General features: G+C 64.3%; 22 protein-coding genes. 12 read left to right on the top strand and 10 right to left on the bottom strand.

The genetic code is table 11. The features are described from left to right. Positions 1-4 precede the first annotated feature (4 nt). The 6 genes from M1E01_RS09505 to M1E01_RS09480 all read left to right on the top strand — a co-directional run bounded on the left by M1E01_RS09505 (position 5) and on the right by M1E01_RS09480 (position 7551). On the top strand, positions 5-385 hold the full coding sequence (locus M1E01_RS09505; RefSeq protein WP_457974772.1) for a hypothetical protein: 381 nt from the start codon (positions 5-7) through the stop codon (positions 383-385). A gap of 35 nt (positions 386-420) precedes the next feature. Continuing rightward, positions 421-693 carry a Sec-independent protein translocase subunit TatA gene (gene tatA / locus M1E01_RS09500; RefSeq protein ID WP_457974771.1) on the top strand — a complete coding sequence of 91 codons (273 nt, stop codon included), beginning with the start codon at positions 421-423 and terminating at the stop codon, positions 691-693. A gap of 48 nt (positions 694-741) precedes the next feature. Beyond that, positions 742-1536, top strand: coding sequence for a twin-arginine translocase subunit TatC (gene tatC, locus M1E01_RS09495; protein ID WP_457974924.1), 795 nt, complete (start codon positions 742-744; stop codon positions 1534-1536). A 24-nt stretch (positions 1537-1560) separates the two neighbouring features. After that, positions 1561-4461 carry a DEAD/DEAH box helicase gene (locus M1E01_RS09490; RefSeq protein WP_457974770.1) on the top strand — a complete coding sequence of 967 codons (2901 nt, stop codon included), beginning with the start codon at positions 1561-1563 and terminating at the stop codon, positions 4459-4461. Between the two features lie 184 nt (positions 4462-4645). After that, entirely contained in the window at positions 4646-6328 is a 1683-nt protein-coding gene (locus M1E01_RS09485; protein WP_457974769.1) for an amidohydrolase, read from the top strand. Between the two features lie 476 nt (positions 6329-6804). Then, positions 6805-7551, top strand: a complete 747-nt coding sequence (locus tag M1E01_RS09480) for a polyprenol monophosphomannose synthase (RefSeq protein WP_457974768.1) — start codon at positions 6805-6807, stop codon at positions 7549-7551. 143 nt (positions 7552-7694) lie between these two features. On the opposite strand, the gene M1E01_RS09475 is transcribed toward M1E01_RS09480, so the two are convergent. The 4 genes from M1E01_RS09475 to M1E01_RS09460 all read right to left on the bottom strand — a co-directional run bounded on the left by M1E01_RS09475 (position 7695) and on the right by M1E01_RS09460 (position 10908). Further along, positions 7695-8042: an RNA polymerase-binding protein RbpA gene (locus M1E01_RS09475; protein WP_400481030.1), complete on the bottom strand. Its 348-nt coding sequence runs from the start codon at positions 8040-8042 to the stop codon at positions 7695-7697. 318 nt (positions 8043-8360) lie between these two features. After that, positions 8361-9311, bottom strand: coding sequence for an SPFH domain-containing protein (locus M1E01_RS09470; protein ID WP_457974767.1), 951 nt, complete (start codon positions 9309-9311; stop codon positions 8361-8363). Positions 9312-9415: 104 nt separating this feature from the next. Continuing rightward, entirely contained in the window at positions 9416-9877 is a 462-nt protein-coding gene (locus M1E01_RS09465; protein ID WP_457974766.1) for an NfeD family protein, read from the bottom strand. A gap of 146 nt (positions 9878-10023) precedes the next feature. Then, positions 10024-10908, bottom strand: a complete 885-nt coding sequence (locus M1E01_RS09460) for a methyltransferase domain-containing protein (protein WP_457974765.1) — start codon at positions 10906-10908, stop codon at positions 10024-10026. A 127-nt stretch (positions 10909-11035) separates the two neighbouring features. On the opposite strand from M1E01_RS09460, the gene M1E01_RS09455 reads away from it, so the two are divergent. Beyond that, the gene (locus M1E01_RS09455; protein ID WP_457974764.1) at positions 11036-13171 is read left to right on the top strand and encodes a S9 family peptidase; all 2136 of its coding nucleotides are present in this window, start codon (positions 11036-11038) and stop codon (positions 13169-13171) included. Here M1E01_RS09455 and M1E01_RS09450 read toward each other — a convergent pair. Genes M1E01_RS09450 through M1E01_RS09435 form a run of 4 tightly spaced genes read right to left on the bottom strand, consistent with a single transcriptional unit; the run spans position 13168 to position 16912 of the window. Next, positions 13168-13842 carry a peptide deformylase gene (locus M1E01_RS09450; protein WP_457974763.1) on the bottom strand — a complete coding sequence of 225 codons (675 nt, stop codon included), beginning with the start codon at positions 13840-13842 and terminating at the stop codon, positions 13168-13170. The genes M1E01_RS09455 and M1E01_RS09450 overlap by 4 nt on opposite strands. 18 nt (positions 13843-13860) lie before the next feature. Further along, entirely contained in the window at positions 13861-14994 is a 1134-nt protein-coding gene (locus M1E01_RS09445; RefSeq protein ID WP_457974762.1) for an FAD-dependent oxidoreductase, read from the bottom strand. Continuing rightward, positions 14987-15688, bottom strand: coding sequence for a class I SAM-dependent methyltransferase (locus tag M1E01_RS09440; RefSeq protein ID WP_457974761.1), 702 nt, complete (start codon positions 15686-15688; stop codon positions 14987-14989). The genes M1E01_RS09445 and M1E01_RS09440 overlap by 8 nt, the downstream gene beginning before the upstream one ends. Before the next feature lie 6 nt (positions 15689-15694). Continuing rightward, on the bottom strand, positions 15695-16912 hold the full coding sequence (locus tag M1E01_RS09435; protein ID WP_457974760.1) for a type III polyketide synthase: 1218 nt from the start codon (positions 16910-16912) through the stop codon (positions 15695-15697). A gap of 401 nt (positions 16913-17313) precedes the next feature. Between M1E01_RS09435 and M1E01_RS09430 the strand changes: the two genes are divergently transcribed. From M1E01_RS09430 to M1E01_RS09415, 4 genes are all read left to right on the top strand, one after another. Beyond that, on the top strand, positions 17314-18420 hold the full coding sequence (locus M1E01_RS09430) for a tyrosine-type recombinase/integrase (RefSeq protein ID WP_457974759.1): 1107 nt from the start codon (positions 17314-17316) through the stop codon (positions 18418-18420). Continuing rightward, on the top strand, positions 18414-18752 hold the full coding sequence (locus M1E01_RS09425) for a helix-turn-helix domain-containing protein (protein WP_217432637.1): 339 nt from the start codon (positions 18414-18416) through the stop codon (positions 18750-18752). The genes M1E01_RS09430 and M1E01_RS09425 overlap by 7 nt, the downstream gene beginning before the upstream one ends. Continuing rightward, a complete protein-coding gene (locus M1E01_RS09420) occupies positions 18742-20259 on the top strand; it encodes a recombinase XerD (RefSeq protein WP_457974758.1) in 1518 nt (505 codons plus the stop codon). The genes M1E01_RS09425 and M1E01_RS09420 overlap by 11 nt, the downstream gene beginning before the upstream one ends. A gap of 77 nt (positions 20260-20336) precedes the next feature. After that, positions 20337-20864, top strand: coding sequence for a hypothetical protein (locus M1E01_RS09415; RefSeq protein WP_191081724.1), 528 nt, complete (start codon positions 20337-20339; stop codon positions 20862-20864). Between the two features lie 43 nt (positions 20865-20907). Here M1E01_RS09415 and M1E01_RS09410 read toward each other — a convergent pair whose 3' ends face one another. Both M1E01_RS09410 and M1E01_RS09405 read right to left on the bottom strand, forming a co-directional pair. Beyond that, on the bottom strand, positions 20908-21108 hold the full coding sequence (locus tag M1E01_RS09410; protein WP_457974923.1) for a hypothetical protein: 201 nt from the start codon (positions 21106-21108) through the stop codon (positions 20908-20910). A gap of 65 nt (positions 21109-21173) precedes the next feature. Next, the gene (locus M1E01_RS09405; protein ID WP_457974757.1) at positions 21174-21557 is read right to left on the bottom strand and encodes a MerR family transcriptional regulator; all 384 of its coding nucleotides are present in this window, start codon (positions 21555-21557) and stop codon (positions 21174-21176) included. Between the two features lie 177 nt (positions 21558-21734). Between M1E01_RS09405 and M1E01_RS09400 the strand changes: the two genes are divergently transcribed. Then, positions 21735-23258, top strand: coding sequence for a SulP family inorganic anion transporter (locus tag M1E01_RS09400; RefSeq protein ID WP_457974756.1), 1524 nt, complete (start codon positions 21735-21737; stop codon positions 23256-23258). Positions 23259-23284: the final 26 nt, after the last annotated feature.

Raw genomic sequence — 23284 nt, 5'->3', positions numbered from 1 at the left:
CAGCATGCCTTGGTGGTCATGGTTCCTGATCTGGATTGCGCTGATAGCGCTTTCGCTGCTCTTCTATCTGTTGCTCGGAATCCGGTTGTTCCGGAAATTCATGGTGACCGTGCGTGAACTGAGCGCTGCCGGAGAGAAGCTGGGCCATCTGCCGGAGGCCGGCCCCGTTCCCGGTGCTCCCGGCAGCCCGGACGACCCCGGCGATGACACCCCTGGGATGCCGCACCTGGTGCCGGGACCGGCAGTTTTTGCCTCACCGCGCCGGGTGCGCCATGCTTACCATGCATCCAAAGCTTTCCGGGTGGAGGCCCGGCGGCAGCGCCGTATCCGGCGCAAGGCCGAACGCGGCCAGCCCCAGAGGCTGCGCGACATCGAATTGGGATAAACGTAGGATGTACTTAAACGAAAGGACCACCCGCCATGAGGCTTGAAGGCTGGCATCTCATCATCATCATCGTTCTGGCTTTGGTGCTTTTCGCTGCACCCAAGCTACCCGGCATGGCCCGCAGCCTGGGGCAGTCGATGCGGATCTTTAAGTCGGAAGTCCGCGAAATGAAGAAGGACGACACTGCCGCCAACGCCCAGGAGGGTACGGGACCGGTCGAGGGCCGGGTCGTAAACCACCCGCGTTCCACCACGCCGGACAGCAATCCGTCGGACGGTAACGAAACCCAGCCGCCTAACCGCGCTTAACTACACATGGCAGTAACCATGAGTCGTCAATCAAATCCTGAGGGACGGATGGCTCTGCTTGACCATCTGAAAGAGCTCAGAAACCGGCTGTTCAAATCCGCCATCGCGGTGGTCCTTGCCACTGTTGCGGGATTCATGGTCTATCAGCCCATGCTCGCGGCCCTGATTAAGCCGATCCGCGACCTCAACGAGAATGAGGGCCGTCAGGCGAGCCTGAACTTTGATGGCGTGGCAAGCTCGTTCGACCTGATGATCCAGGTCTCCGTCTTCCTTGGCCTGATCATTGCCAGCCCCGTATGGCTCTACCAGTTATGGGCCTTCATCGTGCCCGGCCTCCACAAGAAGGAGCGGCGGCTGGCGTTGTCGTTTGTAGCCGCGGCCGTTCCTCTGTTCGTCGGCGGTGTCACCCTCGCGTGGCTGGTGCTGCCGAACGCTGTCCGCGTTCTGACCGACTTCACGCCCTCCGGCGGGTCCAACTTCATCAGCGCCCAGGTCTATCTGTCGTTCGTGCTGCGGCTGCTACTGGCCTTTGGCATCGCATTCCTGCTGCCCGTGGTCCTTTTTGGGTTGAACCTTGCGGGGATCCTCCGCGGCGAACAGCTCGTCAAGAGCTGGCGCATCACCGTCTTCCTCGTATGCCTGTTCGCTGCAATGGCAGCTCCCGGAGCGGACGCCATGAGCATGTTCTATCTCGCCGGTCCCATGCTGGCGCTGTTCTTCGCCGCGATCGGGCTCTGCGTGCTCAATGATCGCCGGCGCGACCGCAGGGCCGCGAAGCAGGCGGCTGAGACAGAAGCCACCGCCGATATCGGAACTCCGGGCAGCCAGCTAAAGAATCTCTAGGCCGTACCCAGCTAGGCTTGAGGCATGTCCATATCACCGGATTCACTGTCGCCAGCCGAACGCTACAGGGCCAGCGCTGAGCGGATGGCGGAATCCAAAACCCACCTCGGATCATTCGCCCGCACCCTGGACTTCGAACTGGACGACTTCCAGCGACAGGCGTGCCGTTCCCTACAGGAGGGCAGGGGAGTCCTCGTGGCCGCGCCCACCGGTGCAGGCAAGACCATCGTGGGTGAATTTGCGGTCTACCTGGCGCTGCAACGGGGGCTGAAAGCCTTCTACACCACGCCCATCAAAGCCCTGAGCAACCAGAAATACACGGAACTGGCCGAGAAATACGGCCAGGACAACGTCGGGTTGCTGACAGGTGACACCAGCATCAACGGCGACGCTCCTGTTGTGGTGATGACCACCGAAGTCCTGCGAAACATGCTGTACGCCGACTCCGCCACCCTCGACGATCTTGGCTTCGTGGTCATGGATGAGGTCCACTACCTTGCTGACCGCTTCCGGGGTGCTGTATGGGAGGAAGTCATCATCCACCTCCCCAGCGAGGTCCAGGTGGCTTCACTGAGCGCAACGGTATCCAATGCTGAAGAATTCGGTGCGTGGCTGGACACCGTCCGGGGCGACACGGACGTCATCGTTTCCGAGCATCGCCCTGTGCCTCTCTGGCAGCACGTGATGGTCGGCAGGGAGATAATCGACCTGTTCGCCGGAGAGACCACCTTCGACGAGATTGCTCCGGTGGGTAACCCCGGAGTGGTCTCCGCTGTGCCCGCGGCGCCTTCCCCGGACGATGCTGGCCGCCGCGGCTTTGAAGTTAACCCGGAGCTGCTGACGCTCTCCAGGGCCGAAAGCCAGCTGAACTTCCAGGGCCGCTTCGGCCATGGCGGACGCAGCCAGCGGCGCCAGCAGCGTCAACGCAACGAGGACAGGTCCCAGCAGGACCCCAGGGGCACTGTGCGCAGGGCTGGCAGGCCCCAGGTCATCGCCAGCCTGGAACGGCAGGATCTCTTGCCGGCGATCACCTTCATTTTTTCCCGCGCAGGCTGCGACGCTGCCGTTTCCCAGTGCGTGGCCGCCGGCTTGTGGCTCACCACGGAGAAGGAACAGCGGATTATTGCCCAGCGCGTCGATGAAGCCGGCCAGGACATTCCCACGGACGACTTGGAAGTGCTCGGCTTCTGGAACTGGCGCGAGGGCCTGCTCAGGGGCCTTGCCGCCCACCATGCGGGAATGCTGCCGACATTCAAGGAGGTCGTGGAGAAGCTCTTCGCCGACGGCCTCGTGAAAGCCGTCTTCGCCACGGAAACCCTGGCGCTCGGCGTGAACATGCCTGCCCGCTCGGTGGTTCTTGAAAAGCTGGACAAGTTCAACGGCGAGGCACACGTGGACATCACGGCCGGCGAATACACCCAGCTGACCGGACGGGCAGGGCGGCGGGGCATCGACGTCGAAGGTCACGCTGTGGTCCTCTGGCAGCCAGGTACCGACCCGGCGGCGGTCGCCGGTCTCGCGTCGCGGCGGACCTATCCGCTGAACTCCAGCTTCCGGCCCACGTACAACATGAGCATCAACCTCCTGGCCCAGTTCGGCCGCTCCCGGGCCAGGGAGATCCTCGAGTCCTCGTTCGCCCAGTTCCAGGCCGACCGGTCCGTGGTTGGCCTGGCCAAGCAGGTGCGGAGCCGCGAGGAATCGCTGGCCGGGTACGCCAAGTCCATGACATGCCATCTGGGCGACTTCACCGAGTACGCCCGGCTGCGGCGTGAGCTCTCCGACGCCGAGAACTTCGCCTCACGCGGCAAATCACGGGCCCGGAGAGCCCTTAACGAGGATTCGCTGAGCAGGCTTTTGCCCGGTGACGTTGTGGATGTCCCCGCTGGCCGTGCTCCCGGGTATGCGGTCGTGCTGAGCTCTGACCACACCTCGCGTGAGCCCCGGCCTGCCGTGCTCACCCTGGAAAGCCAGCTGCGGCGGATCGGAGTCGACGATCTTGAAGGTCCTATCGTCCCGCTGACCAGGATCCGGATTCCGAAGTCCTTCAACGCGAAGGTTCCCAAGTCACGCCGCGACCTTGCATCGTCCGTCCGCAACGCACTCCGGGAGAACAGGCCGCCGGCCCGGGGCAGCAGCCGGAACACGGACTTCGGACTCGGCTCGGCAGCTCAGAACCAGGAAAAGAAGATCACCGGACTCCGGCAGGCCCTGCGGGCGCACCCCTGCCACGGCTGCAGCGAACGCGAGGAACACGCCCGATGGTCCGAGCGCTGGTGGAAACTGCGGAAGGAAACGGACGGCCTGGTCCGCCAGATCCAGGGCAGGACCAACACGATCGCCAAGACGTTTGACCGCGTCTGCGACGTCCTGTCCGCTTACGGCTACCTTGAATCGCCTGAACCGGGCACGCACACCATCAGCCCGGACGGCCAGCGGCTGCGCCGCATCTATGGCGAGAAGGACCTGCTGATTTCGCAGTCACTGCGGCAGGGTGCCTTTGATGACCTCGATGCCGTGGAAGTGGCCGCCCTTGCCAGTGTGCTGGTGTACCAGGCCAAGCGTGAGGACCGCGGCCTGCGTCCGCGCATGCCAAGCGTCTCCCTGGAGACAGCGGTGGACATTGTGGTCCGTGAATGGTCTGCGCTGGAGGATGTGGAGGAGCAAAACAAGCTGCCCCTGACCGGTGAGCCGGAGCTTGGACTGGTCTGGCCTATCTACAAATGGGCCCGCGGCAGGCACCTCCAGGACGTGCTCAACGGCACTGACCTCGCCGCCGGCGACTTCGTGCGCTGGGTCAAGCAGGTGATTGACCTGCTCGACCAGCTGGCCGCGATTCCGGGCCTTGAGCCCCGCCTGGCGAGGCTGTGCAGCGACGCCATCAAGATGATCAGGCGGGGAGTGGTGGCCTACTCCACGGTCGCCTGACGCGGCCCCCTGATCCTGCAACTCTCATCCCGGGTCTGGGTTGCCCTGGCTGACGCCGCGGGCCCTCAGCCGCTGACCGGTGGTCCGGTCCGGGTTTGCCGTCCCACGCTGCCGCCCGGCCCGCCGGCCGCCAGGCACCGCAGCTCGTGTGCCAAGAACCAATAAGCAAGGAGTACCGCCCCTCATGACCGATGCACCCTTCAGCGCAGAACCCGGCCCGCGCCGCGCCGTGACGTTGTACCGCAATGGTTCCGTTTACACCGCCGCCGATCCTTTCGCCACCGCTATGGTGGTGGACGGCGACACCGTGGCGTGGGTCGGATCAGAACAGGCAGCCACGTCGATTGCCGACAGTTCCATGGAGGTCATTGACCTCCGCGGAGCCCTGGTGACGCCCGGGTTTGTTGATTCCCACATCCATTTGACGGAGACAGGGATTGCGCTGGAGTCCCTCGAGCTCGGAAGCGTCCGCTCCGCCGGGGAGCTTCTCGATGCTGTGGCGGCGGCAGCGGCCGGCGGCTCCGGGCCCCTTCTCGGTCACGGCTGGGACGAATCCCTGTGGATGGATCCAACGCTCCCGGGGCAGGCCGAGCTGGAGCGGGCCGCGGGCGGCCGGCCGGTTTACCTCTCCCGCGTGGACGTGCACTCCGCCCTCATTTCGCCGTCGCTCGCCGCGTCGGCCCGGGCTGATGAATTAGACGGGTACTCCGCTGACGGGCTGGTCAAGCGCCAGGCGCACGCGGCGGCGAGACTGGCTGCGCGGGACCTCCCTGAAGACGCACTCCAGGCCTATCAGAAACGGGCTTTGGACGAAGCTGCAGCCAACGGCTACGTGGCACTTGCCGAAATGGGCGCGCCCCACATCGGCAGCATTCTCGACCTGCAGCTTGCGGCGGGATGGAACGCCATCGGCGGGACGGCGGCTGGAGACACAGCGGAGGCGCGGCCCGAGATCCTGCCGTACTGGGGACAGCTGGTTGCGTCGGCCGCAGCGGCGGAGTCGATGCTCGCGGAACTCGGCGTACCGGTGCGCGGGCTGGCCGGCGACCTGAACATCGACGGTTCGATCGGTTCACGCACAGCAGCCCTCCGGGCGCCGTATGCCGATGCACCGAGGGAGCGGGGCGAGACATACCTTTCCACCGGCGAGGCTGCCGCGCACCTGGCTGCCTGCTCGGTCCTGGGAATCCAGGGCGGCTTCCACATCATCGGTGATGCCGGACTGGATGCCGCGCTCGACGCGCTCGACCTGGCGGCCGCGGAGGTCGGGGAGCAACGCATACGTGCCTCAGGGCACCGCTTTGAGCATGTCGAAATGGCTGATGCCCAAGCCCTTGAGAGGCTTGCCAAGTATTCCATAACCGTAAGCGTGCAGCCCGGTTTTGATGCTGCCTGGGGAGGGCCGGGCCGGCTGTACGAGAAGCGGCTGGGCAGCAGAGCTGCTGACATGAATCCCTTTGCCTCCTTTTACTCAGCCGGTGTTCCCATCTGCTTCGGCAGCGACAGCCCGGTGACGCCGCTGCGTCCCTGGGCAGCTGTGCGGGCATGCCTGCAGCACAGCAACCCGTCCCAGCGAATATCCGCCCGGGCTGCCTTCCTTGGGCATACCCGTGCCGGCTGGCGCGCGGCCCGGCAGGCCAACCCCATGGCCGGGCAACTCGTTCCGGGCGCGCCGGCGACCTTTGCCGTGTGGGACGTCGAGGAGCTCATGGTCCAGGTTGCCGACGGAAGAGTCCAGTCGTGGAGCACAGATCCACGTGCACGCACACCGCTGCTCCCGGCCCTGGACACCGGATCTGATCCACGGTGCCTGCAGACTGTACGGGACGGACTCGAACTGTACACCGCCGACGCCCTGCGCTCCTGATTCGTCCTTCCCCGGCCGCTCAGGTGCACAAGAAGCGTCTAACAATCCCGGTGCTTCACAATCCGTTTCGCAACAATCTGAAGCGGAACCCGATTTTGGCTTGTTCGGGCCGTCCGGGAAGGCGTGCCTGACCTGCGACGATCCGTGAAGGAGCAGGTCAGATGCCGGTTGACAGGCGTTTGCCCGTCCGTAGCATTGAGGATCACGGACGGGCGCAGTTGGACCGGCGCCAGTCCGGCCACTCGCGGCGGTGGCGTTTCGTGGACGGGTCCAGGGCGCAGCAGAAAACAGTTCCCCTACCGGCATCGCGTGTTCCGGAACTGGCCCGAGGCGTCCGGACCCGCCCATGGCAGCGGTTCCGTTGCGCAAAACCGGGGCGAAAAACGACCTTATAATGGAGAGTTGCGTTTTCCGGGCCGGACTCTTCATCTCCGCCCCTGCGCACAGACCGCTCCCATCCAGGAAAGGCCTCCCGAGTGCGTGTCCTCACCATCATTCCCACCTACAACGAGCTGGAGTCGCTGCCCATAACCTTGGGTCGCCTGCGCGCTGCAGTGCCGGCGTCGGATGTCCTCGTTGTGGATGACAACAGCCCGGACGGGACCGGACAGCTCGCCGACAGCATTGCCGCCAAAGACAGCCAAGTCCATGTCCTGCACCGCAAGGGCAAGGAAGGGCTCGGCGCCGCCTACATTGCCGGTTTCAAGTGGGGTCTCGAAGCCGGGTACGACGTTCTGGTTGAAATGGACGCGGACGGATCCCATCAGCCGGAACAGCTTCCCCAGCTGCTCGACGCCGTAGAAAAGGGCGCCGATTTGGCCATGGGTTCGCGCTGGGTTCCCGGCGGCAGCGTCGTCAACTGGCCGCTCTACCGGCAGGCGATTTCCCGTATCGGCAGCACCTACGCCCGCCTCATGCTGGGCGTCAGGATCCAGGACGTGACCGGAGGCTACCGTGCCTTCCGCCGCACCACGCTCGAGAAACTGAACCTGGACCAGGTGGAGTCCGTGGGTTACGGGTTCCAAGTGGATCTGGCCTGGCGGGTGGCCAAGCTCGGCCTGAGAATCGTTGAGTGCCCCATTACGTTCGTTGAGCGTGAATTGGGCGCTTCGAAAATGAGCGGGCACATCGTTGTCGAGGCCATGATTAACGTGACCAGGTGGGGACTGGCTGCCCGCTGGAACAAGCTGAAGGCCCGCAGACCTGTAACTGCCAGAAGCTAACCCCGGTGCCGCAAAAGGCCGGATCCCCTGCATTCGCAGTGGATCCGGCCTTTCGTTCACTGAACTCTTAGTGCCGTGGACCTTTTGTCCCCTGAACCTGTGTCGGGGACCGGGCTGGCTCGAACGGACTGCCTGGAACCGGGCTAGGCCGAGCGCCTTTCGCCGCGGCGTTCACGCAGGATGGTCAGGCGGTCTTCGAGGATCTGCTCGAGCTCGGGGAGCGTACGGCGTTCCAGCAGCATGTCCCAGTGTGTGCGGACAGCCTTTTCATTGCTGGTGTCCGGGCGTTCGCCATCAACGAGCAGCGCTTCCTTGCCGGTCTTGGAGACCCAGACAGGGGGAATTTCGGCCTCGGAGGAAAACGTGACAAAAACCTGTTCGCCGTCCTCACACCGGTATTCAACCCGCTGGCGCGGAGCCGGCTCCACACCGGACTCGGTCTCCATGCTTTGGGCGCCAAGACGCATGCCCCGCAGGCTGCGATCGCTCATGATTTCTCCCTCTGGTCGGTTCGCGGAGCGGACCCCGCGCTAGCCGGAGGTTTCAAAGCCGCCTCCGGACTACGTTGTGCTCTACGTAGCATCTCTACATGGAACGCTTTGCCAAGCAATGTTGTTCCGACCGGAGTGATCCGACCGGACAAATATCCTATTATACCTGCCCGTCCTGACGCCAGCAACGAAGGGCGGGTGACCGCACGCAAGGGGTTCCCGGCTTCCGCCTCTGGCGGACGGGCCAGGAAGGCAGAGGACCTCTGCCTCCCTGGCTCCGGGCCGTGGCTCCGGCTCAGGCTCTGGCTGGGGCTAGGGCTAGGACTCGGGCTGTTTGCCGGTGTCCTCCGACGGGCCGAACAGGTCCCCGGACCGGGGGTCCATAACCGTTCCGCCCAGGGCGTTGCCTATTCCCTTTAGGGCTTCGCCGACTTCGCTGGGAATGATCCACAGCTTGTTCGAGGAACCCTCGGCCAGCTTGGGGAGGGTCTGGAGGTACTGGTAGGCCAGGAGTTTCTGGTCCGGGTTGCCCTTGTGGATGGCATCAAACACCTTTTGAATGGCCTGTGACTCACCATCGGCGCGGAGAATCGCTGCCTTGGCATCACCCTCTGCCTTCAGAATGGCTGCCTGCCGCTGGCCTTCGGCAGTCAGGATGGCGGATTGCTTCGTGCCCTCAGCGGTGAGGATGGCGGCCCGGCGGTCACGCTCTGCCCGCATCTGCTTTTCCATCGAATCCTGGATGGAGTGCGGGGGTTCGATGGCCTTCAGCTCAACCCGGGAGACTCGAATCCCCCAGCGCCCCGTTGCCTCGTCCAGCACACCGCGGAGCTGGCCATTGATCTGGTCCCGGGAGGTCAGTGCCTCTTCCAGGTTCAGTCCGCCAACCACGTTGCGCAATGTGGTGGTGGTGAGCTGTTCCACGGCCTGGATGTAGTTTGCGATCTCATAGGTCGCAGCGCGGGCGTCGGTTACCTGGAAGTAGACGACGGTGTCGATGGAGACCACCAGGTTGTCTTCGGTTATCACGGGCTGCGGCGGAAACGAAACTACCTGCTCGCGGAGGTCCAGCAGCGGCAGAAGGCGGTCCACGAACGGTATCAGGAGGGTCAGTCCCGGGTTTAGAGTCCGCTGATACTTGCCGAGGCGTTCGACCACGCCCGCCCGGGCCTGGGGCACGATCCGCACTGCACGAACCAGCACTATGACCACAAAGACGATCAGGACCAGCATCACAATAGTGAGGGCGGCGCCTCCTGGACTCTCCATACTTCTCCTTCATTCCCCATTTTCAGTGAAGCTCTACCGGAGGCGGCCCGGCCGCCGTATCTGCCGCTACCGGACTGCGGGCAGCAGAATCTTGGAAATTCCCGCTACTGGACGGCTGATTCCGACTGAGGTGCCACAACCGCCGTCGCGCCTTCAATAGCAGCCACGACTACCCGCTGGCCTTCCGTGAGGGTGCCGGAATTGGACCGGGCACTCCAGATATCTCCGCCGATCTTCACACGCCCGCCGGACGAGGACACCGGCTCCATGACCACCGCGGTTTCGCCGATCAGCCTGTCGATGTTCGTGCGCCGTTCACCGGGTCCCTTATGCAGGTGTTTCAGTGTGACGGGTCGGACAAAGGCGATCATCAACAGCGACACAACGCAGAAGACGACGATTTGGAGCCACAGGTCGGCACCGGCGAAATCGGCTACGAGCGCGGCGAGGGCACCGCCACCGAGCATGATGAAGAAAAGATCAAGGGTCAGCATCTCCACGGCGGCGAACGCGAGGAAGGCCGTGAGCCACAACGCCCACCAGTTTTGGCCCAACCATTCAAACATTCAGTTCCCCCTTGACTCCGGGGGCTGCGGAGGCAGACCCTCAGTGACTTTCTTCCATCCTAGACCGGGGGCGCAGCACCCGGCAGGGGAGGGACTCCAAACGGAAGAACGTGGCCGAGCCGTTACTTAAGCCGTGGCCGGGCCCTTCACATAGGCAGTTGCCGGGCGGGGGAGAAGACGCTGATTTTGAACCTGGCGGAGACAGGCGTCGGGGCGGGGAAGCCGGCCAGACGCCCGTTCAATGTGGCACGGTCGATGTGGTGGCCCGCGGGTCCCATCATGGCCGCGTTGGCTACATCCTCGGGCGATAGCTCCAGATCAAGGTCGAGGTCCTCCGCTCCCAGCAGCTCGAAATACCCGGCCAGTGACTCAGCCAGCCGTTCCTCTTTCGCCGGCTCGATTCCGAGCATGCCGGTCTGGCCCGCGATGTCCTGAAGATGCCCCGGACGCGGTGTTACAACCACCAGCCGGCCCCCCGGCCGCAGGACCCGGGAAAACTCCGCGGCGTTCCGGGGTGCGAACACCACCGTCACGACGTCGATTGAAGCGTCAGCCACCGGCAGTGGCTGCCAGATATCGCACACCATGTTTACCGCTTCAGGGTTGAGCCGTGCGGCGCGCCGCAGCGCGAACTTCGAGATGTCCAGCCCGACGGCGGCCGGAACCTCGCTGAAGGGAAGATCGAGAATGGCACGCAGGTAGTGCCCCGTTCCGGTACCGGAGTCGAGCAGCGCCGGATGCGGACCCTGCAGAGCCGGTTTGGCGGCGCCGGCAACCGCATCGGCAAGCGGCCGGTAATGCCCGGCGTCGAGAAAGGCTGTACGGGCCGCGACCATGTCAGCGGTATCTGCCTCAAACGATGTTCCCTTGCCGACGAGCAGGTTAAAGTAGCCCTGCCTCGCGGCGTCGAAACTGTGGCCGCCGGCGCATGCGAGGGCCCGGATGCGTGGTGGGGCAGTGTTTTCTGCAGGCAGGGGCGAGAGCGGCTTCCGGCAGACCGGACAAAGCAGGGGCGGCAGGCGGGGAGGCATGTTGACAATCCTAGGACGCGGCCCAGTGCCTTCCGTGCATGGCCGTCCCTCCAGTGCGGCTGTCGAGGATGGCGCGGCGGAGGGTGAGGTGTTTCACACGCGTCGGTGAAGCGCTAGGCTCACGGGGGTGAAGCCTGAACACTTGCCGCTGCTGAAGTCCGTCTCCGCTCCTGCCGTCCACCCGGACGGGACCCGCGCCGTTGTTTCCGTGATTCGTCCCGATTTTGATGCCGACGCCTACGTAGGCCAGTTGTGGACGGTGCCTCAGGATCCCGAACGACCGGCCCGAAGGGTGACGCGCGGTTTCCGGGACACGACACCGGCCTTTTCACCGGACGGCCGCGTTCTTGCCTTCCTGCGCTCCGATCCTGACGGCAAGCCGCAACTGCACGTAGTGGAGGCGGCGGGCGGTGAGCCACAGGTCCTAACAGACCGTCCTCTGGGGGTTTCCTCCTTCGCCTGGTCACCCGATTCACAGCGCATCGTCTTTGGCTCCCGCGAACCTGAGGACGGCCGGTACGGCACTGTGGACGGCGTTGGTCCCGCCGGGGAAAGCGGCCGCTTCATCACCAGCTTCAAGTACCGGATGAACGGAGTGGGCTACACGCAGGACAAGCCGCAGCAGTTGTTCCTCCTGCAGGTTCCGGATCTCGGCGGGGAACCTCCCGTTCCCCGGGCAGGACGTGCCCTGAAGCCGAAAAAGGCCCGGGACGGCGGGGAGCGAAAGGACAAGGGCGGCAGGGCCGAGGCCCAACCCCAGACGGCAGGAGAACCAGCCGTTGCCGTTGAACTTCCTGAGGTGAAGCAGCTGACCTTCGCGCCCACGGACCATACCGGCGAGTCCTTCAGCGCGGACGGTCAATGCGTGTACTTCGTGGCCTCGCTCCATGCCACGGAGGATGAAGACCTCGTGAGCGGGATTTACCGGGTACGCGTCGGCGGCTGGGAACCGGAACAGGTCCCGGTATCCGCCGGGGATCCCCAGAGCATTCATGAAGTCCGCGAGTCGCAGGACGGGAAATGGCTGTTCTTCACCGCCCAGGACCTCGGCGCTTCCGGGCGTGATTTCGTGGCCAAGAACACCGTCCTGCACGTCATGCCAGCCGGCGGCGGGGCGGCACGCGCGCTCAGCGACGCCGGGGAAATGGATGTTACCGCTCCCGGAACCCACATCGGGCTCCGCGGACGGGATGCGGCACTGGTCCTGAACGACGCCCAGGGCACAGTGGAACTGCTTGAGTTCAGCGCCACCGGCGACCACGCGCTCTTGGTCCATGGCGACCGCGTGGTCACGGGGGCGGCTGCTGCCGGGGACTCACTCTTCATCAGCTTCACCGACGCTTCCACGGCAGGCGACGTTGCATGCCTGGACCAGGGCCAGCTGCGGCTGCTGACCGATTTCTCGGCGGAGCTCCGGACAGAAGCGGGAATTATCGAGCCCCAGGAGCTGGTTTTCCCGTCTGCCGACGGCCACGAGGTGCACGGGTGGGTGGTGATGCCGCCCGGACCTGGGCCGCATCCGGTGCTGCTTAACATCCATGGCGGGCCGTTCGCCCAGTATACGGTCGGGCTGTTCGACGAGGCCCAGGTCTATGCGGCTGCCGGGTATGCGGTGGTGATGTGCAACCCGCGGGGCTCCTCCGGCTACGGACAGGCACACGGCAGGGCCATCAAGGAGCGGATGGGCACCGTGGACATGCAGGATGTTTTGTCGTTTTTGGACGGGGTTTTGGAAAAATTCGCTGCACTGGACGCCGGCGCTTTGGGAATCATGGGCGGGTCCTATGGCGGCTACCTGACGGCGTGGACCATCAGCCAGGACCACCGGTTCACAGCTGCGATCGTGGAGCGGGGCTTCCTCGATCCCGTCAGCTTTACCGGCTCTTCGGATATTGGCTGGTTCTTCGGCGGCGAATATACCGGGACCGTCCCGGAGCAGGTCGCAGCCCAAAGCCCTATGGCCACGATCGGACAGGTGCGCACGCCCACCCTGGTCATCCACAGCGAGGATGACCTCCGCTGCCCCGTGGAGCAGGGCCAGCGGTATTTCACGGCGTTGAAGCAACAGGGCGTTGAGTCCGCGTTCCTGGTGTTCCCCGGCGAGGACCACGAATTGTCCAGGTCCGGCACGCCGCATCACCGCCGCCAGCGTTTCGAGCACATCCTCGCCTGGTGGGCACGCCACCTTCCCACAGCATCGAACCGCACCGAGGATGACCAGGACAGGCTTGCCCGCACACGGGATGATCAGGCAGCGGGCTAGTACGTCCAGGGTGCATCCGGCAGGAAGCCGAGCTCCTGGCGCGCCCGCCGAATGCCCGATTCCGCCCACCGCGCGGCGTATTCGCTGGTGGTGGTGAGGGACCGGAGTTCGGCCCTGTCGATGTACAGGGTGCCGTGCAGGTGGTCCGTTTCATGCTGGACAATCCTCGCCTGCCACCCGGTAAAGCCGCGGGAAGTGCGTTCTCCCTCAGGAGTTGTGTACTCCAGGCGGACGCTCTCGGCGCGTTGCACCACCGCCTGCAGCCCGCTCAGGGACAGGCATCCCTCGAAGAAGGCCGCCGTCCCGGCCCCCAGCGGCGTGTAGGAGGGGTTGAGGATGGCGAAGAACTCGAGCGGTTCCCGGCCCCGTGCCGCGGCGGTGTCCGCATCGATTTCGAACTGGTCTTCGAGGACGGCCAGCTGCAGCGGTATCCCCAGTTGTGGCGCGGCCAGTCCCACCCCGGGCGCCGCGTGCATGACTTTCCGCATCAGCGCGATCAGGGCGGAAAGTTCCGCCGCATCCAGCTGCCCCTCGAAGGCGGCTGAACGTTGCCGGAGTGCAGGGTGGCCGGCCTGCACGATGGGCGGCAAAGCGTCGGCTGACAGGAGTTCACGCACCATCTCCCGGATCTGCTCGGAGGAGCTGGACGTGGACGGCGGCGAGGGGTTCATGAAGCCAGCCTGATGGGGTCACTGCATGGTGAAGCGGCGGGCGATCAAGGCGTTGAGCCCCGGAACAGCTGTGACGCGCGCAACTGCCCCGTTCCTCACCAGCAGCGGACAACCGGTAAGCGGCCTGCCCAGCGCCATGTTGATCTCGGCCTGGCGCCTTGCCCTGGCTGCGGCGCGCCGGCGTGAAGAGTCAAAGCGGCGGAGTTCGGTTCCCACGGGCCTGCCCTGCAGGGCGCCCAGGATGAGAGGCTCTACAGCTGCCGCGTCCAGCCAGCCGAGGTTCATGCCCTGGCCGCCGATGGGGCTGATCTCATGGGCGGCGTCGCCGATGAGCGCCGCCCTTCCTGCAACCATACGGGCCGCCAAGCGGGAATGGACGCCGAAGCTGCTGAGCATGCTGTTGGCGCCCGCATCCACAGCGATGCCCGTCCGCTCGCAAATCAGGCCGGCCAACAGGTCGGCGTCGGGGTTAGGCGGCGGGGCGGACAGCCTGACCACCCACCGCCGTACAGAACCCGGCAGGGGGAAGGATTCAACGATTCCGCCGGCTTCGAGGAACAGGGCAGCATCCAGGCCGTACGCGGTGGATTCGGGAAAGTCACCCATCAGGTAGTGCTCCGGGTACCGCTTCGCAGGTGCCGGTACCCTCAGCAGCTGCCGCACGGCGGAATTGGCGCCGTCGGCGCCCACCGCGATAGCGCCCGTGAACCTTTGCCGGGTGCCGCCAACGGCGGCGTCCACGATGACCCGGGCGCCGTCGTCGTCCAGTCCTGTGACTTCTGCCCCGCGCAGCAGGGCGCTGCCGTCCAACTCCAGCACGCGGGCTTCGAGGACCGCCTCGGTGACCGGCTGGGGAACGGCGAGGACAAACGGATACCGTTGCGAGACGGGGGCGAACGGCATGTGGGCGATGTCCCGGCCGGCCCAGACCGCATGGCCGTGCCGGATGCAGATTCCCTGGCGAATCAGCGGCTCGGCAACGCCGACGCGGGCCAGCGCCGCCAGCGCCGGGGGATGGATGCCGATGGCCCTGGTGTGCGCGCTCCTTGCGGTGCGCCGCTCCAGAATCCGGACGGTGACGCCGTGCTGCAGCAGCAGTGCGCCGAGGTACAACCCGACGGGGCCAGCGCCGACGATGAGGACGTCAGCCACCGCCACCCTCCGGGCGGTGGCTGAGCAGGCAGTGGAAAGGGGAGTGGGGCTCTGCTGTCCAGCCAGGCGGCACGACGGCGGCCAGCTCAGTGACGGTGTAGCTGCGCCTGATGGAGGTCAGGCCGTCCCCTCGGATGTACGAGCCGGTGAGGGGCAACGCTCCGGCGGCGAACAGCGCGTAGGCGAGAGCGCTGCGGCGCAGGTCGTTGTGCAGGGACAGGCGCCGGGTGAGCTGCGCGGAATCGTTGAGCAGCCCCTGCAGCTCCGCGGCATCCAGGTGGTGCAGCACATGGTTCGAGATCGTGAAGTCGAAGGTGGCACCCTCCGCGACGAGCTCGGCGCTCACCGCCTGGCGGAAAAACACGCTTTGCACCGGCGGCCGTTGAGCGGCAAAACGGAAGGCCCGCGGATCGGGATCAATGCCGGTGATATTAAGCTGCAGGCCGTCACGGGCGGCCCACCCAGCCAGCATCAGCGCCAGGTCCCCGCCGCCACAGCCAATGTCGAGCAGCGTCGCCGGCACCGAGTGCGACAGCAGGGGCCGAAGCCGGCGGCGGTACAGGCCGTGCCAGCCGGAGATTGTGCGGTTGACCAGGGCAAACTGTCGGTACGTGCGGTCGAGGCGTTCCGGATCGCAGTCGGGCCTGTCCATCTCCTCAATGGCGTCGACCAGACGTGGGCCCAGCAGTGCCATGGCGGGTCAGGCCAGCGAAGACTGGGACTCGTCCGCTGTCCGGTGCCGTGCGGATGGCTGGCTGATCTTGGTGAAAAGGCCGGTTTCAACCGTCAGACCCGGGCCGAAGGCCATGGAGCAGATACGCTCGCCGCCGCTGTCCCGGGCGTTTTCCTGGGCGCTTCCCCTGGAGCCGGCCTGCTCTGGCAGGTCCAGGATGTGTTTGAGGACGAAGAGCACCGTTGCGCTGCTCATGTTGCCGTAGTTCCTCAGGGTTTCGCGGGCGGGCACCAGCTGCTCATCGGTCAGGTCCAGCCGGGACTGCACCTTGTCCAGAATGCTGCGGCCGCCAGGATGGATCGCCCAGTGCGTGATGTCGCGGTAGGGGAGTCCCCGCAGGGAGGCGTCGCGGGCCAAAAGGGGTTCCAGCGCGCCGACGATGTGATCATCAATGATGTGCGGAACGTAGTTGCCCAGGACCATCTCGAACCCTTCGTCGCCGATGTTCCACGCCATGGAGTCTTCACCGACGGGTGTCAGGACGGTTTCGAAGTGGTCCAGCTGCAGGAGCGCCGTTGATTCGGCCACTTCGCGCGCGGTGACGACGGCGGCAGCCGCACCGTCCGCAAAAAGGGCTGACCCCATGATCGTGTCCGGATCGTTGGAGGTCCGGACGTGCAGCGAGCACAGTTCGGCGCAAACCACGAGGACCACGGCCTGGGGATCGGCCTCACAGAAGGATTTGGCTGCCCGGAGGGCAGGGAACGCCGCATAGCAGCCCATGAACCCGAGGTGGTAGCGCTGGACAGCCGGGTTGAGCCCGAGCGCCCGGACAATTTTGTAGTCCGGACCGGGGTTGAAAAACCCGGTGCAGGAAACGGTGATGAGATGAGTTATGTCAAGTGGATCGATTCCGGGGCAATGAGCAACGGCAGAGGATGCGGCTTCAATGAACAGCTTCGTGGCTTCCCTGGCGAACAGGTCGTTGCGGGTCTTTGTGCTCGGGCTGCGCAACAGTCCGCTGGCCGGGTCGAAAAACTGCGGTTCCTCGGATTTTGACTCCATGGTCAGTTCGTCTACCGCTGTGTAGCGGGTGTCGATCGCCGCCGAGTCAAAGCATGTGGAGACCAGCCTCGAACCGAGCCTTGTGAGCCCGGGCTGGGCGCTGAACACGTCGCGTGCCTCCGTCTGGATGAGCACTGTGGGCGGAACTGCAGTTTCGAGAGCTCTCACATAGACCGTCATTCGTTCATTCTTAACGAGAGCGTCGGTTAAGACAATGGATTGGGTCTGGCATGCGGCCGGCTGGTGGCACGGTATCTGGCCAGGATGCGCCTCTCCGGCCAGCCGTCCAAAACGCCGATAACCTACATTATGTAAAGTAGTACTCTGCGTATTGCATTAGATGAATCAATCGTCCCGATCCCCCGGGTCCGCAAGGAGTTCTCTAACTTCCTTGAGATTCCGCGGAATTTGCGGCCTGACGGCTTTGATGTGCCGCGGCCCAAGCGCTCCTGACGGCTGCAACGCCGACTCTCGAAGCGGCCAATACAAGCGTTTGACCTGCGGTTTTGTGCTGATGATGCATTTGATGAATCGTTGATTCAGGATTTGAGCACAAACTTCGATGGAACTGTGGGGCGAAAATGGCGGTCGACGCGTCCGGGCGTGTGCTGCAGCTGAGCAGTGTTCAGCTGCTGCATCCCGAGGAACAGACGCTTGAGGACATGCTGACCGGGTGGCGCAACCAGCAGCTCTCCAGGAACCTCCAGTTCGACACGATCGGCAAGGGAATCGCAAGTGTCCGCAGGTTCGTCAACCATGTGAACGAGTTCCCCTGGAACTGGGCACCGGAGCATGTCGAGGAGTATTTCGGTGACCTCCGCTCGATCCACCAGCTGAAGCACTCCACCGTCCGCGGCTACCAGTCGACGCTCCGCCGGTTCACGTCATACGTGTCGAACCCCGACTACGGCTGGGACCAGGTCTGCGAACAGCGCTTCGGCACACACCCGTCCCAGGTCTTCTTTGACTGGAACACCGCCTCCCACACACAGGAGTACGAAGGACGCGCCTCCAAGCGGCCGTTCACAAAGACGGAACTGCAGATGCTGTTCGATCACGCCGACGACCAGGTCGAACTCATCGCCGCCTCAGGCAAGAAAGGCTGGCAGGCAGCCTACCGGGACGCCGTCATGCTGAAAGTCGCCTACTCGTACGGGCTCAGATTCAACGAGCTCCGGCACCTGCAAACCATCGACTTTGCGGCCAACCCCCAAGCACGAAGGTTCGGCAAGGCAGGCGTCTGCAAGGTCCGGTTCGGCAAATCACGCAAGGGCTCCCCGCACAAACCCCGCAGCGTCCTGACGGTCTTCGACTGGACCGCCGGCGTTATCGAGGACTGGCTCGCCAACGGACGCGGCACGCTCGACACGCTGGACCTGTTCCCCAGCGAACGCGGCGGCCTGATCTGTGAATCCACCCTGCTGCGCCGGCTCCGGCGCTACCTCAACGAGCTGGGCCTGCCGCTGGATGGCCTGGACCTGCACTCGCTCCGGCGCTCCTATGCGACGCACCTGCTGGAGGACGGATGGGATCCTAGATTCGTGCAACATCAGATGGGCCACGAACACGCCTCAACCACCGGGATCTACCAGTTCGTCAGCGACGACTTCCGCAACGCGACCCTCCGGGCGGCGTTGGACCGCACCATGGATGAAGTCCTGGGCGTGCAGATGAGGGGTCAATGGTGAGACGCGAAGTCGAATACAAATGGCGGCTCTCTGAGCTCATGGCAGCGCGGGGACTGCACAACACCACGGACCTCATCCCCCTGCTGGCCGAGCGCGGCATCACCTTGTCCCGGCCACAGGTCTACCGGCTCGTCAACCAGAAACCCGAACGCGTTGCGCTGCAGGTCATCGCCGCGATCTGCGACATCTTCTCCTGCGGACCCGAGGACCTCATCACCGTCACAGCCGCCGACGTCCGCGCCCGCAAGACAGGAACCAGCGCCCCCAACGTCGTTGACCTGAACCGCACCGTCAGACCACGACGGGCACGCATCATCGACGATGACCACTGACAAACCCGAAGGCCTCAGCCCCCGCAGCACCAGCCGCGGCCGGCCCCGCACCACCGGGACCGCGACGTGCGCACGTTGCGGCCGGGCCGCCGGCCGAACACGCGCCACCTGGCCCGAAGGCCGAATCTGCGGGCCCTGCTTCACCACCGCCACCCGCACCCACGGGACCTGTCCGGATTGCGGCCAGCACGGACTTCTACCCGGACCACCGGACAGCAGCGGAGGGCCCCGCTGCGCGCCCTGCGCCGGCATCCTCCATGACTTTCACTGCACCCGCTGCAATGTTGAAGGTGAGTTCTACCGACGCGGTATCTGCGCCCGCTGCGCCCTCCGGGAGGACCTCAATGAGCAACTGCTGACAGAATCTTCCGACCCCGAAACAGCCAGCAGAATTGTCGATGTCCTCTGCAAAGCAGACCGGCCTGAAAGCATCATCACGTGGAAGCGCTCCCCCAAAGTCCAAGCCCTCCTCCGCTCTCTATCGAGCGGGGAGACTCCGCTGACGCACGAAGGACTCGATGCCGCGGCTGAGTCAGCGAACCGCGAAGCCAATCACCTGCGCGCCCTGTTCATTCATCACGGACTCCTCCCCTACCAGGACCCGTATTTGGCCCGGTTCGAGACCTGGGTTGACGACAAGCTCCGCGACTTGTCCGAGGAGGTCGCCAAACCCGTCGCGCAGTTCGCCACCTGGCATCACCTCCGGCGCATCCGATCCATGACAACACCGGAGAAGAGTGCCCAGGCCCCGGTGCACTCCGCCAAACAGGAGATCACGGAGACCATCAAGTTTCTGGACTGGCTCTGGGAAACCCACCAGCGGACAGCGGCGAACTGCACCCAACAAGACATCGAAACCTGGCTCGCAACCGGTCCCACGACCAGAAAAGCCATCCGCACCTTCATCGTCTTCATCAAGAACACCGGCACAAACCACCGAGTGGACATGGGCCACTACACAGCCAAGACCCGCCCCGCGATCACCCAGGACCAGCGCGTGGCCTGGCTCCGGGAACTGCTTACAGGCACCAGCGAGTCCCTGACCTACCGAGTCGCCGGCATCCTGCTGCTTCTCTACGCCCAGCCGCTCGTTCGGGTCGCCAAACTCCGGACCGACGCTATCGAAACCAATGAAAGCACCGGCAACATGTGGATCACCTTCGGCCCGCACCCAGTGCCCATTCCCGAACCCTTCGCCGACTTGCTTCGAGAGCACCTTAAAGGCCGTCCGAATCTCAGAACAGGATCAGACGCACAAAGCCCTTGGCTCTTCCCGGGGACCCGGGCCGGACAACCACTTCACCCAAACGGCATCATGGATAGGCTCCGCAGCCTGGGCATCGACCTGCGCGGCGCACGAAACACTGCCCTGGACGAACACCTGTTAGTCTCACCGCCGCCACTGGTCGCCGACGCCCTCGGCTACAGCCATCAAATCGCGTTCCTCCACGCCGACGCAGCAGGCGACGCCTGGTCCCGCTACGTCAACCTCCGAACCAAACCATGACCTTCCCGCCGCAGCTCCGGCCACGACTACACGCACTTTCCTCCGCCACGACTGTCAGCCTGCGCTAGGCTCACCCCATGACGGCGCATGGCCAGTTCCAAGGAGATCGAGCCCGCACGCCCGAAGAGGAGAAGTTCCTGAAGGAGCTCGCTCGCGGCATCGCCGGCTGGCCCCCGACGAACCCCAAGCTTGATTCCTTTAAAGTGTTCGCACGCATCAAACCGCTAGTCGTGATTCTGGACGTCCCTGGTATCGAGACGCCGGACGCGTGCACACTTCAGGTTGCGTACTGGCACGACGGACCCAGCGGCCGCACTTTGGAAGGTGAATGGGGAGATAGCCACGTCTTGGACAACCATGTCTACGACGGAGATGGCCTCACAATTATCGGCTTGGAGGAAGCGCCGGATACCTACGGCCACTTCGCAGCCAACTGGCTGGAACGTCAGCTTAAACGCCCCGTGGAACGGCTTGATTGGCTACAGGGTGGACAGGTCAAGGAGTCAACATGGCGCCTGCAAGACTCGGGAAAAATAATTGCCCGAAGTGGCCGGTCGTTGCGCCTTCCCTCCAAACAACCCGATCGCGTGCTCAAAGTTCGGTAGGGAGATTGGCTCTTCGGCTGCTATTTCCACTGACCAAGCGGCTCTACCGCAGGATGAATACGCTCACTTTGAATCCGCAGGGATGCCAGTAACTGCCTGCGAGGCGCATCCTTCTCGGATGCGCCGGACTCTGATACCTTCGAGCACTTGTCCCGACGCCCGGACCGCAAAAGACCCGGACCGTCCGGCGGGCAGGTGGCTGAACGCCCTGTTCTTCGTGAAAGTGAAGCGTTTTCGTTGTCATACCTGTGAGTTCGGCAGTTTCACCGATCAGCAAGAGCCGCTCCGTTCCGGCGCCGGCTTGAACGCTTAGTTTTGTCCGCTGAGTCTTTGGATGAATTCGTCCGCCTGGGCGAGGTTGCGCGCCATCTTGGCACGCTGGTGGATGGCCCTTTCCAGGAACTCCATAAGTTTGGTGTCGGGCATATCAGTCATTGCTGTGGTCTTATGCGGTGACAGCAGGTCGAGGATCTCGCCCATTTCTTCGAGTGAGAACCCGAGGGGTTTCATTTGTTTGATGACCATGAGCCGTTCGAAGTCGTCCTCCGAATAGACCCGGAAGCCACCCTCGGTCCGCGCTGTGGCTGGCAGCAAGCCGACGTCGTCATAGTGCCGGATGGTCCGCAACGACAGGCCTGTCCGTTCCGCCAGTTCACCGATGTGCATGATCGTACTGCCGGTTTTGGCCGTCATCCGAGAACTCCTTCCTTCTCCATTTCAACCCTACCATCACGTTAGGGTAGAGTTTCCTGCAGGTGGCCAGTCTTTGGAGGCTGAACTCCTTCCCCCGGCGGGGCGCTGCGCTCCCTCATACTCTGATTAAGCCGAAGACGCTGCTATGCAGCTTCCGACCATGAACGGAGCCAGCAATTGGCCGTCGAAACTGCAGGGGAATCCCCTGCCTACACCCCTGAACAGCTTCAATCGGTACGAAAAACCCTGAAATCCCCGCGCCGGCTCAAGACCGAAGTCCTCGCCGGTCTCGTCGTTGCCCTGGCGCTGATCCCGGAAGCGATCGCATTCTCAATCATCGCCGGCGTCGATCCCCGCTTGGGACTCTTCGCTTCCTTCACGATGGCTGTGACCATCGCGTTTGTGGGCGGCCGTCCGGCGATGATTTCAGCGGCCACGGGGGCCATTGCCCTGGTGATTGCCCCGCTGGTGAGGTCCCACGGGATGGATTACTTCATCGCCGCCGTCATTCTTGCCGGGATCTTCCAGATCATCCTGGGCATCTCCGGGATCGCCAAGCTGATGCGCTTCATCCCCCGGTCAGTCATGGTGGGTTTCGTCAACGCCCTGGCCATCCTGATCTTCATGTCCCAGGTCCCCGAACTCCTCGGCGTCCCGTGGATGGTCTACCCGCTCACCGCGCTGGCCCTTGTTATCGTTTTCGGCCTGCCCAAGCTCACCAATGTTGTGCCGGCCCCGCTGGTCGCTATCGTGGCCCTGACCCTCATCACGGTGCTCGCCGCCATTGCCGTCCCCACCGTCGGCGACAAGGGCAACCTGCCCGAATCCCTGCCGTCGCTGTTCATCCCGAACGTGCCGTTCAACGTGGAGACTCTGCAGGTCATCTTCCCGTTCGCGCTGGCCATGGCCTTCGTCGGCCTCCTCGAATCCCTGATGACTGCAAAGCTCGTCGACGACGTCACCGACACCCGTTCGCACAAGTCCCGGGAAGCCTGGGGGCAGGGCGTGGCCAACATCGTCACGGGCTTCACCGGCGGCATGGGCGGCTGCGCCATGATCGGTCAGACCATGATCAATGTCAAAGCCTCTGGCGCCCGTACCCGGATCTCCACATTCCTCGCCGGAGTCTTCCTGCTCATACTCGTCGTCGCCCTCGGCGACGTAGTGTCAGTAATCCCCATGGCCGCCCTCGTCGCGGTGATGATCTTCGTTTCCTGGGCCACGTTCGACTGGCACAGCATCCACCCCCGCACCCTGAAGATGATGCCCAAGAGCGAAACCATGGTCATGGTCGCCACGGTCATTGTCACCGTCGCGACCCACAACCTCGCCATCGGAGTCGGTGTCGGAGTCCTCGTCGCCATGGTCCTCTTCGCCCGCCGCGTGGCGCACTTCGTCACCGTCGAACGGAACGTGAAGAACGTGGACGGCCAGGAGACAGCCACCTACGTGGTGAACGGTGAGCTGTTCTTCGCCTCCTCCAACGACCTCTACACCCAGTTCGAGTACGCGCTGGACCCCGACCACGTGGTGATCGACATGCACGCCTCCCACCTCTGGGACGCGTCCACCATCGCGGCCCTGGACGCCATCACGGAGAAGTACCGCCACCACCGCAAGGATGTGAAAATCATCGGCCTCAACGACGCCAGCGCCACCATGCGCGAACGCCTCGGGGGGAAACTGGGCGCGGGCCACTGATCCCGCCGGCCAACGTGACCAGCCCG

The organism is Arthrobacter sp. D1-17, from assembly GCF_054130535.1.
The sequence above is the reverse complement of the archived record's forward strand: the minus strand, read 5'-3'. Positions and strand labels throughout refer to the sequence as shown.